Origin of the sequence: Actinoplanes sp. NPDC020271, assembly GCF_044388125.1 — a bacterium.
Classification (GTDB): Bacteria; Actinomycetota; Actinomycetes; order Mycobacteriales; family Micromonosporaceae; genus Actinoplanes.
Map to the genome: position 1 here is coordinate 1 of NZ_JBIRWQ010000025.1, position 12,880 is coordinate 12,880.

Consider the following 12,880-nt stretch of genomic DNA (forward strand, 5'->3'; position numbering starts at 1 on the left):
TGCACTGCTGGAGGCCTTCACCTGTTCGCGAGATGGATCAACAATCCTCAGATCGAGTGGTCACACTTCCTCGACCAACGTCCCCGGATATCACACCTAGCCCCTGCGCAAGTGCACCACGTGATCGGCTGTGCGCCACTACGCGGCTGATCACGGGCGCCCCGATTGCGCCGTCCTGAGCGGGGGTAGCGAATTGGGTTCTCGTGACCGCACGACTTGGTTGAATGACGAGTACCTGATTGTTGGGGATCTCTGGCAGCGTCGGGGTCGGTCGGTGGGAGCCAAGGACGCGGAAGTCCGGGAGATTGCGGAGCTTTTAGGACGCAGCCCTGCTTCAATTAGCTGGCGGGTTGCCAACTTCGCCGGAACCGACCGTCCGGGTACCGGCGGGAAGCCGATTACGGGCGAGCCCCTAGCGCTGTGGGACCGCATGCGGGGGAATCGGGCGGCCCTTCAACGTGCTGTGATTCAAGCGCGACTGCGGATGTCCCTCTTGACCAGCGGCATGGTGATCAATCACCTGGACGACGTCGATATCCGCATCGTTGCCCCCGAGTTGCCCAGCGTGGAACCGGTGGCCGTCGTCACCAAAGAGGCCGTGCGAGCAGCCGAGCAGGCCGAGGCGGCGCTGCGTGAAGACTTCCGGTCTTGGCGGGATCGCAAAGGTGATCGGCTACGCGGAATTTCCATCAAAACGCCCACATCGACGCTCCGCGTTGATCTGTACGACCCCATGGCCGAAGTCCTGATCGAAGTCAAGGCGAAAGCCAACCGAGACCATTTGCGATACGCAATCGGGCAGCTGTATGACTACCGACGCTATCTCGACTTCGACGTCGATCTAGCAGTTCTGGTTCCGAGCAGGCCCACCGAGGATTTGATGGGCCTGCTCGAAGCGGCCAGTGTCGGTGCGATCTGGAAGTCCGGATCCGCCTTCGCCGATTCTGCGGACGGCCGCTTTCTCCGGAGCTGACGACCGGCGTCACCAGGCGAGGAAAACGCTATCGGTCGATGGTCGTAGACGGTGTCTGATTCCTAGCTGAGGGCGTGCGTCGCACCACCTGCCAGCCCTAGGCGATTGCTGCGGCGAACTGGGCATATAGGTCTCCAGAGAGCGGCGTCTTGAGTCGCCACGTCACGGCCATCGGGCGCTCACCTTCATGGCTGACGTATTCGGCCGGCCCAAGGAACCAGAACGACCGGTCGCTGGCACGAGCCCGGGCGAAGAGCAGAATCGAGCGGCCCAGCCGCACGTGATTCTGATAGCGCTGCCCGGTCGCACTGGCGGCACTGGTCGTGGACTGACTCTCCCAGTGGAACAGGTCTCGGCTGATCGCATAGTCCCGGTAACGGGTGGTGGGCGAGAAGTCGCCGCTGGTTTTGTCGATCGTGATCATCAGTAGGTCGGCGCCGATGCCTTTGGCGTCCTTGACCCCCTCACGCCAATCCGGCGTCTTAGCGTATTCACCCTCGCCGGCTGCGGCGAGGATCTCAATGCGGGTGTAACGACCGTGGACTTGCAGCGGCACGTCGGGCAGAGCCGCCTCCTGCATGTGGTCGGGCGCGTCTCGCAGTACCTCCATGAGTTCGTGAAACTCCGCCATAACCTGTGGGTGTGACCAGACCAGGTTGACCGCCTCGTGGAGTGCAGTCTCCTTCTGGAATACCTGATTGCCGAGAGACGCCGTTAACATCCGGAGCAGCCGCCGTCGGGTGCCGTCCGGCATTTCCAGGTCCGGAGGGGTTGATGCGGTCAATTCTCGATATGAGGTCAGTCGCTGTCGGTCGTCAACGTGATACATCCGCCCGAGCGCACGGCGTAGTGCCTTCTCCTCCGGCCCGGCCGCAGCGACCGGCAGGCCGGCTTCTTCTCGCATCTCGGACCAGGACCGGTTGTTGGCGTAGATGTCGGCCACCTCGAGCCCGGTTTCCGTCAGATAATCGGCGAGTGTCACCGTTTCGCGGGTTTGCGCGAGGGCCCGCAACTCCCGCAGTTTCGACTGCCAGGTGGCCGGGATAGCCTCGCGGATGCTGCGCAGCACCACGTCCTGGGCGACCGAGTCCAGCTCCATGTGGCAGCCGGCCGGCAGATAGGGGAAGCCCTCTTCGATGGCGTTCTCCAAGTCCTTCCGGCTTCCACCGAGCAGGGCGCGATACCGCTGATCGAACCGGAACTCGCGGCGGTGCGAGCCGACGAAGTCCAGCACCGTGCAGACCGTCTTGCCCTCCTTGAGCCGCAGGCCGCGACCCAGTTGCTGGAGGAACAGAGTGGCGCTTTCGGTCGGGCGGAGGAACAGCAGGGTGTCGACCGCGGGAACGTCGACGCCTTCATTGAACAGGTCGACCGAGAAGACCACCTGAATCCGGCCGTCCTCAAGGCCGCGAAGTGCTCCTCGCCGCTCGGTATCCGAGCTGGTGCCGTCGACGGCGACCGCGGCGACGCCCAGTTTCTGGAACTGGTCGGCCATGTAGCGGGCGTGCTCCACGGTCACACAGAAGCCGAGGCACCGAATGGTTCCGACGTCGTCGACGTGGTTCAGCAAACGGTCGTAGACGAATCGCACCCAGCTGTCGTTTCGGACGTACGCCTCGGTGAGTGCCGTCAGGTCGTAGCCCTGGCCGCGGCGCCATGGAATGTGGGTGAGATCGGTGCCGTCGTGAATGCCGTAGTACACGAACGGGGAGAGCCGGTGCTGCTCAATCGCGTCCCACAAGCGCAGCTCAGCAGCGATCCGGCCGCCGAACCAGTGCAGGATCGTGAGCCCGTCGGCGCGTTCTGGAGTAGCGGTCAGGCCGAGCAGCTCTTGCGGTTTGAGGTGTTGGAGAATCTTCTCGTACGAGTTGGCCGCCGCGTGATGGAACTCGTCGATGATGACCACGTCGAAGTGGTCAGCAACCAGGTTCTCCGGCCCGAAACGGTCCAGGGTCTGAATCGACGCGAAGACGTGCTCATACGACTCCGGCCGTTGTCCACCCAACCAGAGCTCGCCGAAGGTGTGATCTCGCATCGCGTGTCGGAAAGTGCTCCGACTCTGGATCAAGATTTCCTCGCGATGCGCGATGAAGAGCAGCCGGGCTCGCCCGAGGCGTTGGCGTAAGCGCGCGTAATCGACGGCCGCCATGACCGTTTTGCCGGTGCCGGTCGCTGAGACCAGCAGGTTGTGGTGCCAACCGTTCTGCCGCGAGACCTCGATCTTCTCCAGTAACCGTTCTTGGAAGGGTTCTAGGCGGATCTCGATCGGACTCAGTGTGGTTTCGTGGCGGTCGCCGCGCCGCTGACCGGCCTCGATGGCCGTACGGAACTGCTCCTCGACATACGGCACGAAGTCGCCACCGACCCAGTAGCTTTCGAAGACGGCCGCAACCTTGCTGACCACGTCCGGGTTGCGGGCCGCGGAGACGCGGACGTTCCATTCCATGCCGTCGATCTGCGCCGAGTGGGTCAGATTGGAGGAACCGACGTAGGCGGTGCTCATCCGCCCGTGCCGGTGGAACAGCCAGGCCTTCGCGTGCAGCCGAGCGGTCGTAAGGTCGTAGGAGACCCGCACCTCAGCGCCGAGCGCCGTCAGCTGATTCAGTGCCTCCCGCTCGGTCGACCCGGTGTACGTCGTCGTCAACACCCGCAGCGGCTTGCCCTGTTCACAGTGCTTTCGTAGGGCGTCCATGAGCTGCCGCAGACCGCTGCGCCGAATGAACGCCATGACTACGTCGATGCCGTCGGCCGACTCGATCTCGGTGTGCACCTGGTGGCCGACTCGGGGTTCACCCGGTGCGTTGGTCAACAGGGTGGTGTCGATCAACGGAATCTTGGGCCGGCGCGGAAAGCGCGGGCTGCCACCCAGGTCGTAGGTGCCGATGCCGACCAGGTTCTCGCCAGCGGCCAGTGGGCGCTCACCCGTGGATCCGGCTTTGGGGAGACGTTCGTGCAGCGTTTCGAGGAGGGTCCGGGCGACCTCGACGCTGACCCTGACCCGGTCCTCCTCGCGAACCGTCTCCAGGGCCCGCTCGATCTGCTCGGCAAGGAGCCGAGCGAATCGGTCCGGGGCCTCGGCGGGACGCACCCCCTGACGCTTGACCAGCTGCTCATCGACGTGGGCGAGTTTGGCGAGGAGGGACTCCGTGACGATGTCCTCGTAGATCCCCGCCGTCAGGTCATCAGACACAGCGGTCAGTTTGCCCGACCGTCGCCAGGAGAAGGCAAAAACTGGGCGCGATCAGTGCGGTATTCGGCGGTTCGATAGCGTGAGCAGGCACGCCTACCTGCCACATTTGAGGGGATCACGTGGAGCTGCTGCACTCCGGCAAGGTTCGGGATGTCTATGCGGACGGGGGCGACCTGCTCCTCGTCGCCTCGGATCGGATTTCGATCTTTGACGTGATTCTGCCTACGCCGATTCCGGACAAGGGGAAGATTCTCACCCAGCTGTCGCTGTGGTGGTTCGACCAGCTCAGCGATGTCGTGCCGAACCATGTCATCTCCTCGACCGACGTGCCGGAGGAGTGGGCGGGGCGGGCGATCCGCTGTGAGCGGCTCGAGATGGTGAAGGTGGAGTGCATCGCCCGGGGTTACCTGGCCGGCTCCGGGCTCAAGGACTATCAGCGTGAGGCAGCGGTGAGCGGGGTCCCGCTGCCACCCGGGCTGGTCGAGGGGTCGCGGCTGCCGGAGCCGATCTTCACGCCGAGCACGAAGGAGGCGGTCGGCGCCGGGCACGACCAGCCGATGACCTTCGAGCAGGTGGTGGAGCAGGAGGGCAAGGACCAGGCCGAGGAGTTCCGGCGGATCACGCTGGAGATCTACCGCCGGGGGTCGGAGATCGCCGCGACCAGGGGGATCCTGATCGCGGACACGAAGATCGAGCTGGGCACGAAGGACGGCGAGTTGAAGCTCGGCGACGAGTTGCTCACGCCGGACTCGTCGAGGTTCTGGGCGGCTGACGAGTGGCAGCCCGGTGATGTGCAGCGTTACCTGGACAAGCAGGTGCTGCGGGACTGGGCGATCCGCGAACACGGCTGGGACAAGTCCGAGCCGGGGCCGGAGCTGCCGGAGCAGGTGGTCGAGGCGACCAGGGCGCGCTACGTCGAGGTTTACGAGCGCCTCACCGGGGACAAATGGTCCTAGGCAACGAGCCGGTACCACTGGTCCCAGGCGACGAGCCGGCGCCACTGGTCCCAGGCGACGAGCCGGCACCAATGGTCCTGGGCAGCAAGCCGGCACCAATGGTCCTGGGCGGCGAGCCGGCCGAGCGCGGGATTTCGTCCCTAGGCTTCCGCGGTGGGGCGGCGATCCGGCGACGAGGGTGAGGAGGAGCGGTCGGCGCGGTTGCGCTTGTGCATCAGCCAGGCGCCATACCCGACCGCCAGCACCGCCTCCAGCGCGCCCGTCCACCCGCCGTAGAACAGGCAGATCGGCGCGATGGTCCACAGCAGAATCGCCGTGACCAGCCAGCGTCTGCGTTGGCGGAGTCGCAGCCGGTCGACCCGGCGTGCGAAGCCTGGGTCGGTATCCCGCAAACGGGCCACCAGGCCGTCGAACTCCTGCTTTTCCCGCGGCTCGAGCACGCGCCGTCACCTCCATGGCGAGGATGGACGGGATCGAAACTACCCCCTCCTGGGGGCGGTCAACCGCGTTTGTCACCAGACGGGCACGCGAGCATCAGCACAGTGCACGCGTGAACTTACACACTGTTACGCCGTACGGGAAAAAGCGCGACGGTCCGGCGGTTAACTGCCGGACCGTCCCTTTTTGCGAATCAGGCCCACTGCAGGGTGGTGGCGGTGTCCAGCCGGGGCAGGCGGTCACGGTACGCGTTCTCGCCCGGGTGACCGAGATTGACCACGGCGAGCGATTTGAAGCGGCCGTCCGGGAAGAACTCCGCGTCGACGCCGGCCTTGTCGAAACCGGTCATCGGGCCGGCGTAGAGCCCGACCGCGCGCGCCGCGATGATGAAGTAGCCGGCCTGCAGGGCGGCGCTGAACGTGCCGTCCGCGATCCGCTTGTCCGGGTTCTCCTCGAATACGTTCTTGAGGCCCGGGTTGTGCGGGAAGACCTGCGGCACGTGTTCGTGGAACTGGGTGTCGAGTGCGAGCACCGCGACCACCGGCGCGCTCTGCGACTTGGGCCGGTTGCCTTCGGCGAGATGCTTGACCAGACGTTCCTTGCCCTCGGCGGTGCGCACGTAGAGGACCCGCAGCGGCTGCGTGTTGGCCTGCGTCGGCGGCCACTTGGCCAGGTCCCAGATCTCGCTGAGCTCCTCGTCGGTGACCGGGGTCGGCGCGAAGAACGAGGCGGTGCGCGCGTCGGTGAAGAGCAGGTTGCGGCCTTCGGCGGGGAGTTCGGTCAGGCCAGCTTCGGAAAGAGTATCCACTTCTGAAAAGCTAGCGACCGGAAAGGAAAATGCCACTGGGAAGTTGCGTGAACAAACTCACCGAGGCAGGTGCTCGTCCGCCCAGAGCGCGATCTGCTCCAGCGCCGGCATCAAGGCGCGGCTGGCCGTGGTCAGCGAATATGACACCGAGACGGGCGGGCCGGCCGCCACCGCGCGAATGATCAAGCCGGCGCTGGTCAGGGCGGACAGCCGATTCGACAGCACCGAGTCGCTGATCCCGTCGATTGCGCGGGACAGCTCGCGGAAGCCGGACGGCCCGCGATGCAGGGCGCCGAGCACCTCAGCGTTCCACCGGCGGCCGAGGAACTCGAACGCGCGGGCGAGCGAGGCGTCCTTGCCGCGGCACGACGTGATCGGATCCTCCGCCGCCTGCATGGATGCCAAGCTACACGTGCCGGTCGCCGTCAACATTCGTGTAGACGGCCACCCGACATGACACGATCAAATTCACGAACTTCATGTCCTAGGTCCGCCGTGGTTCAGGCCCGCTGCTCCCGCGGGGACCCTTCCGAGCTGAGCAGGGCGCGGGGCGCCCAGAACGCTCAGCTCGCAAGGGCGGCCTCCGTGGGTGGGCGCGGTCAGAGCAGAAGACCACTACGGAAGAGAATCAGTGATGGGAAGCGGCGGCCTGCTCCGGCCAGTGCACGCTCATCTTGCAGTCCCCACAGGTCAGTTGCTCGCCGCAGGTCGGGCACCAGTCGTTGGTGCGCCGCAGGTACCACCCGAGGGCGACGCCGGAGAAGAGGCTGAGCAGGCCGACGATCGCGGCGACGGTGACGGCGCCGGTCATGACGCGAGAGGCTTCCGCCGGACCAGGCGCAGACCGCGGTTGTCGAGCGTGGGGTCGTCGTCCTCGCGCGACGTCACATAGGGTGCCGTGAAGGTGTCGACGCCGGTGCCGCGGTGCGTGCCGGGGTGGTAGGTCACCGTGACCGCCCGCGGGGAGGCCGCCTCGATCACGCCGGCGCGCCACCCGTCGCGGTAGACCCAGACCGGGTCGGCCGGACGGTAGCTCTCGGATGGCGCCACATCCGCAGGGTCCCGCTGAGGCGGGGTGACCGTAGGCGTGGACGTCATCAACCAGTTCGACATCGCGGTGCCTCCACAGCTCTCGAGGCGGCGTTCAGGGGCCAGCAGGCAGCGCCGACTGCGCGCAACAACCGAGCAGCCGAAGTTTTCGGCACGCTGCGTTAGCAGTCGGTACGTTCCTGTCAGCTATCATGCTCGTCATCAAGTGCGTCCGCAAGGCCGTCTGCACGTGCATCCGAGCGCGCATTCGCCACCGCAGGACTAGGCTTGACACTGTTTCGCGGTAGACGATCTCCGCTCTAGGATGCATCCGACTGCATTCCGGCAGTCACGACGTGGCGACGAGGAGTCAGGTGAGCGCGGGTACGCAGGAGGAGGCGCCGGGCGGCGGCCCGACCGTGCTGCGCATTCTGCTCGGCTCCCAGCTCCGGAAGCTGCGTGAGTCGAGAGGGATCACTCGCGAGGCGGCGGGGTATGAGATCCGCGCCTCCGGGTCGAAGATCAGCCGGATGGAGCTCGGCCGGGTCAGCTTCAAGGAACGCGACGTCGCGGACCTGTTGACTTTGTACGGGGTGGCCGACAGCCAGGAACGTGAGCAGCTGCTGAGCCTGGCCCGTCAGGCCAACAACCCCGGCTGGTGGCAGCAGCTGAACGACGTCCTGCCGTCGTGGTTCCAGGCCTACCTGGGGCTCGAGGCGGCGGCCACCCTCATTCGTACCTATGAGATCCAGTTCGTCCCGGGCTTGCTGCAAACGCCGGAATACGCGCGTTCGGTGATCATGCTCGGGCACGCCGGTGCGAGCGCCGAGGAGATCAACCGCCGGGTCGAGGTGCGCCGGCAGCGGCAGGCGATTCTCACCCGTTCGGGTGGCCCTCAGCTCTGGGCGGTGATCGACGAGGCGGTGCTGCGGCGCCCGATCGGCGGCGTCGACGTGATGCGGGGTCAGATCGAGGCGCTCATCGAGGCGTCGAAACTGCCGAGCGTCCGGCTGCAGATCATCCCGTTCACCGCGGGCGGGCACGCGGCGGCCGGTGGTCCGTTCGCGATCCTGCGCTTCCCCGAGCCGGAGCTGCCCGACGTGGTCTACGTGGAGCAGCTCACCAGCGCCATCTACCTCGACAAGCGCGAGGACGTGGATCAGTACGCGATGGCCATGGAGCGCGTCTGCATCGACGCCGAGCCGCCGAACCACACGCCGGAGATCCTGGGGAAGCTGCTGAACGAGGTCGGGCGCCCGATCTGACGGCATAGAAAAGGGCGGCCCGGTGGGCCGCCCGCTGTTTGTGGTCATGGTCCGGCCGGGTGCGAGCCGGCCGGACCTATTTTTTGCGCGACTGGCGTTCGGGCCGGGTGGCGCGGCTGGTGTTCAGGCCAGCGGGTGTTCGTGTCTGCGCCGGGTCTGCCCGGCGCGGCTGGTGTTCAGGCCAGCGGGTGTTCGTGTCTGCGCCGGGTCTGCCCGGCGCGCTGGTGTTCAGGCCAGCAGGTTGTCGAAGTCCCCGTCCCGCACGCCACCGAGGAACGCCTCGATCTCGGCGCGGGTGTAGATCAGCGCGGCACCCTCGGGGTCGCGGGAGTTGCGCACGGCGACGTCGCCGCCGGGCAGGACAGCGCACTCCACACAGTTGCCACTCGGGTTGCTGCGGCCGCTCTTCTGCCAGGTCACGCCCTGCAGCTGACCGGCTGGCATGCCGTTGACCACGTAGGTCATTCCAAGCTCCCTTGGTTCGCCCGGATCGCCGTTCGACCCGGGATGTGTTGTCCACATGGCTATTTCGGGCGGTGATGCAAATGCACGTGCATCTGGCCTTGCGTAGTCACGGGATTCTGAGCATGATAACGCACGTGAGTCCATCGAAGGAGGGTCACACAGAGTGAACTTCTTTCGGTGATGGGTCGGTCGCGGAGCGACAGTCTGCGGCCTCGGCGCAAGGCTCCCTGGCGGGGGCGCTCAAGCGAGAGGTGACGATGATGTCGATACCTAATATCGGCCCAGAACATCCCGATCCGGGCAGCCCCGGTGCGTCCGAAAGTTCGCGCCGGGGCAATCCGCCGCCGGTCTACCGGGATGCGGAGATCACCGACGAGGTGGTCGCCGCCTCCACGAGGGCCAGCGCGGTCAGTCACCGATTCGGCGGTGTTCGTTACGCACTGAGTCGGCCCGGCGGGACAACCGTCGCCGAGCCGCCGGCCGAGGAGGGTGAGTCCGACGCGCGCGATTGAACTCGTTCGTTGTCACGGGCACCGGTCCGTGGGTCATCCGCACGCCCGTTCGCGGTGGATGGCCTCGGCGCCACGGGTCCGCGACGACCGGCTGCGACCGTCCCGGCCGCGCTGGCCGGTGCACGAGTTCGCCGAGTCCGACTACTGCTACGGCATCGGCCCGATCCGGCTCCGCGTGGTCCGGGTCGACTGGCACAAACCGATCCCGCACGAGGGTGAGACCTGGCTCGGCGTGCGTGGCATCGTGGTTGACCCGGACGGGCGCGAGGGCGTCGTCCGGGAGGTTCTGATCCGTGCCGGCCGCGTGCCGGTCCCGCCGGCCTGCAAACGGCCGCGACTTCGGGTGTTGCGAGACACGCCCGTCTGACGCCGGGTGGGTGGCCTGGTTCCCCGTGCTGGGCCACCCATCCGGTCCATCCCGTTATCGGGCGGTTCGGCCACCGGAGTGGGGTTCTCCAGGTGGTGTGTGTGAGTAGGAAGCCGCGTCGCCGGCTGTCGCACCGGCCGGCGACGCGGCCACATTCGTGGGCAAAGGATCGGCCCCGCCCGGGCAGTGGGCGGGGCCGATCGGGGTGCACCTCAGGTCCATTGCGTGGAAGAAAACCTGAGGGAGCACGAACGAGGGGCGCGGATCAGGGCTTGCGCGCGACCCCGGCCCAGTAATAGGCGGCCTGGGGGTTGTCGACCTGCGCGTCCGGACGCCAGGCGGAGACCGGGACCAGGCCCGGGTCGAGCAGCTGCCAGTCGCCGAAGAAGCGGGCGACCGCCTCCTGCGTCCGGGCGACCAGAGTCATCCCGGCGCTGGTGGCCGCGGCCACGGCCTGGTGCACCTCGTCGGGGCTGAAATCCGCCGTGGGATGTGTGATGGCCAGGCAGCTGCCGGACGGCATCGCATCGCGCAGCGCGGCGACCGTCGACCACGGGTCGTCCTCGTCGGCCAGCAGCATCAGGATGGCGATCAGGGTGAGGCCGACCGGCTTGGTCAGGTCGAGCGTGTCGGTGAGGACCGGGTCGTCGAGGATCGAGCGCGGGTCACGGATGTCGGCGCTGATGTACTCACTGCGGCCCTCGGGGTGGCTGAGCATGAGGGCGCGCGCGTGGACCAGGACGATCGGGTCGTTGTCGACGTAGACGACGCGGGTCTCGGGGGCGATCGACTGCGCTATCTCGTGCAGGTTGGGCGAGGTCGGGATGCCGGTGCCGACGTCCAGGAACTGGCGGATGCCCTCCTTGGCGACCAGGTCACGGGCGGCCCGGTGGACGAAACGGCGATTTTCCCCGGCCATGTAGCGCATGCCGGGAATGGCTTGGATCATGGCCTCGCCGACCGCGCGATCGACGGCGAAGTTGTCCTTGCCGCCGAGCCAGTAGTCGTAGATGCGGGCGGAATGCGGGACGTTGGGGTTGACCCCGGGTGGCGCCACCTCGTGCTGCACGACCGCCTCCTTGCGCCCGACATCCACCGTCGATCTTCGACAGTCCGTCAAGCCTAGCGCCAACGATTGACCGATATCACCCCCGGAATCCGAAGGTGGTCACGGAGTGGCACGAAGCTCTCAGGCGGCTGAGGCGTGCCCGGCATACCCCCGAAGATCGGCTGCCGACACCACGCGGTCACGTCCGCCGTGCTTGGCAGCGTACAGATGACTGTCCGCTGTGGACAGTAGGGGCGCCTGGCCGCTTTCCGGGGCGTCGCCGGGGCCGGCCACACCGATGCTCACCGTGACCGGCAGGTGCCGCGTGATCGGCGCCCAGTGCTGGTTCCGGATGGCGCGGCGGATGCTGTTGAGGCAGGCGGTGGCACGGGGCGTCGGCATGCCCGGGAACACCACCAGGAACTCCTCGCCGCCCATCCGGGCCACGAAACCCTCCGGGCAGGCGGCGGTGACCTCGCGGGTCAGCACCTGCGCGACCCGGACCAGCACCTGGTCACCGACATCGTGCGAGAGTTGGTCGTTGACCTGCTTGAAGTGGTCCAGGTCGACCAGTGCGACGGTGAGCGCCGGGTCGGTCCGGATCAGGCCGGGAAGGCGCTCGTCGACATAACGCCGGTTGTGCAGGCCGGTGAGCGGGTCACGGCGGGCCTGCTCGCGGAAGCGCTCGGCCTCCTGCCGCGCCTCGGTCGTCTCGAACATCGCCTGACGAGTACGCGCCCGGGCCTCCCGCTGCAGGGACTGCTGCTGGTGGTGCACCTCGAAGAACTTCTTGTGCGCGGCGAACGCGGCCGCGTAGTCACCGCGGGCGGCGTGCAGCTCGGCCTGCTCCTGGTGCATGCGGACCAGCGACTCGCCGAGGTCACGCTCCAGGCAGAGCCGGTACGCCTCGTCGAGGCTGGCCTGGGCCAGGTCGTACTGCCCGAGGCCGCGTTGTGCCTGGGCGAGTGTCACCAGGTATTGCGCCATGTCGTTGGCGTCGTCCCACTTGCCCTCGGCGTGCCGGGCCAGGCACAGGCGCATGGTTTGCTCGGCCGCCACGAACTGCCCGTCGCCGACCTGGATCGAGCCGATCGTGTCGAGGAAGGCCGGCTCGAGCGGGATGTCCCACTCGACCGAGAGGTACTGCAGACGGTCGGCCAGCTCCACGGCGTGCTTCTGATTGCCGGAGCAGGCCTCGACGTACGCATAGTTGTTCAGCAGACACAGCAGCGCCGGCGAGCCCAGCCGCATGGCCAGTTCCTCGGCCTGGTCGTAACGCACCCGCGCGGTCTCGATGTCGTCGGCGAAGTAGAGCGCGTCGGCCAGTTTCGTCCGGTGCCAGATCTGCATGTGCTCGGTCGCGTCCTCGTCGAGCAGCTCGACGGCGAGAACGGCGTGCTCCAAGCCCTGCTCGGCATCGCCGAGGTGCAGGTGGATGGCGGACCAGACCAGATGGGTGCGGGCGAGCAGCCGGCGGGCGTCGTGCTCGACGGCCCACTGGTGCACGTGCCAGATCTGCTCGGCCGCGGCGGCGACGTCGCCACAACGCATCCGCATGTTGATCTGGCAGAGCCGGGCCCGCGCGACGAGCAGCTCGTCGCCCAGGCGGTGGGCGGCCCGTTCCAGCTCGATCGTGCGATCGAGTTCGGCGTGGGCGTCCCAGGATCGCCGGTCCTCGATCGTGAGCAGGACTGTGGACAGCGTCTCGGCGTCCATCTCGCGCTCGTTCAAGCCGGTGCTCCTCTCCGCGGTCAGCTGGACCATTCGGTCGCGGGGCACGTGGGCTGAGGAAAACCGTGCCGATGATCAGCGCTCCGTCAACCGAGGTT

13 protein-coding genes are annotated in these 12,880 nt (G+C 67.0%); 4 read left to right on the top strand and 9 right to left on the bottom strand.

Annotated elements, in window-relative coordinates:
• Positions 1-274 precede the first annotated feature (274 nt).
• Entirely contained in the window at positions 275-973 is a 699-nt protein-coding gene (locus tag ACH442_RS37345) for a hypothetical protein (RefSeq protein WP_396342825.1), read from the top strand.
• Positions 974-1,070: 97 nt separating this feature from the next.
• On the opposite strand, the gene ACH442_RS37350 is transcribed toward ACH442_RS37345, so the two are convergent.
• Complete coding sequence (locus ACH442_RS37350) at positions 1,071-4,163, bottom strand: DUF3427 domain-containing protein (RefSeq protein ID WP_396342826.1); 3,093 nt, start codon at positions 4,161-4,163, stop codon at positions 1,071-1,073.
• 119 nt (positions 4,164-4,282) lie between these two features.
• On the opposite strand from ACH442_RS37350, the gene ACH442_RS37355 reads away from it, so the two are divergent.
• Positions 4,283-5,119 carry a phosphoribosylaminoimidazolesuccinocarboxamide synthase gene (locus tag ACH442_RS37355; RefSeq protein ID WP_396342827.1) on the top strand — a complete coding sequence of 279 codons (837 nt, stop codon included), beginning with the start codon at positions 4,283-4,285 and terminating at the stop codon, positions 5,117-5,119.
• Between the two features lie 140 nt (positions 5,120-5,259).
• On the opposite strand, the gene ACH442_RS37360 is transcribed toward ACH442_RS37355, so the two are convergent.
• From ACH442_RS37360 to ACH442_RS37380, 5 genes are all read right to left on the bottom strand, one after another.
• Positions 5,260-5,559 carry a DUF3040 domain-containing protein gene (locus tag ACH442_RS37360; RefSeq protein WP_396342828.1) on the bottom strand — a complete coding sequence of 100 codons (300 nt, stop codon included), beginning with the start codon at positions 5,557-5,559 and terminating at the stop codon, positions 5,260-5,262.
• 191 nt (positions 5,560-5,750) lie between these two features.
• Positions 5,751-6,365, bottom strand: a complete 615-nt coding sequence (locus ACH442_RS37365; protein WP_396342830.1) for a malonic semialdehyde reductase — start codon at positions 6,363-6,365, stop codon at positions 5,751-5,753.
• Between the two features lie 57 nt (positions 6,366-6,422).
• Positions 6,423-6,761: a winged helix-turn-helix transcriptional regulator gene (locus tag ACH442_RS37370; protein ID WP_396342831.1), complete on the bottom strand. Its 339-nt coding sequence runs from the start codon at positions 6,759-6,761 to the stop codon at positions 6,423-6,425.
• Between the two features lie 232 nt (positions 6,762-6,993).
• Positions 6,994-7,176 carry a hypothetical protein gene (locus ACH442_RS37375; RefSeq protein ID WP_396342832.1) on the bottom strand — a complete coding sequence of 61 codons (183 nt, stop codon included), beginning with the start codon at positions 7,174-7,176 and terminating at the stop codon, positions 6,994-6,996.
• Positions 7,173-7,415: a hypothetical protein gene (locus ACH442_RS37380; RefSeq protein WP_396342833.1), complete on the bottom strand. Its 243-nt coding sequence runs from the start codon at positions 7,413-7,415 to the stop codon at positions 7,173-7,175. Before ACH442_RS37380 ends, ACH442_RS37375 begins: the two co-directional genes overlap by 4 nt.
• Before the next feature lie 353 nt (positions 7,416-7,768).
• Here ACH442_RS37380 and ACH442_RS37385 point away from each other — a divergent pair, with 353 nt between their 5' ends.
• Entirely contained in the window at positions 7,769-8,659 is an 891-nt protein-coding gene (locus ACH442_RS37385) for a helix-turn-helix domain-containing protein (protein WP_396342834.1), read from the top strand.
• 228 nt (positions 8,660-8,887) lie between these two features.
• Here ACH442_RS37385 and ACH442_RS37390 read toward each other — a convergent pair whose 3' ends face one another.
• Positions 8,888-9,124 carry a DUF397 domain-containing protein gene (locus ACH442_RS37390; protein WP_221324754.1) on the bottom strand — a complete coding sequence of 79 codons (237 nt, stop codon included), beginning with the start codon at positions 9,122-9,124 and terminating at the stop codon, positions 8,888-8,890.
• A gap of 570 nt (positions 9,125-9,694) precedes the next feature.
• On the opposite strand from ACH442_RS37390, the gene ACH442_RS37395 reads away from it, so the two are divergent.
• Positions 9,695-10,003 (top strand): hypothetical protein, encoded by a 309-nt coding sequence (locus tag ACH442_RS37395; RefSeq protein WP_396342835.1) that lies wholly within the window; start codon positions 9,695-9,697, stop codon positions 10,001-10,003.
• Positions 10,004-10,268: 265 nt separating this feature from the next.
• Here ACH442_RS37395 and ACH442_RS37400 read toward each other — a convergent pair whose 3' ends face one another.
• Positions 10,269-11,072: an SAM-dependent methyltransferase gene (locus tag ACH442_RS37400; protein WP_396342836.1), complete on the bottom strand. Its 804-nt coding sequence runs from the start codon at positions 11,070-11,072 to the stop codon at positions 10,269-10,271.
• A 120-nt stretch (positions 11,073-11,192) separates the two neighbouring features.
• Complete coding sequence (locus ACH442_RS37405) at positions 11,193-12,782, bottom strand: diguanylate cyclase (RefSeq protein WP_396342837.1); 1,590 nt, start codon at positions 12,780-12,782, stop codon at positions 11,193-11,195.
• Positions 12,783-12,880 lie beyond the last annotated feature (98 nt).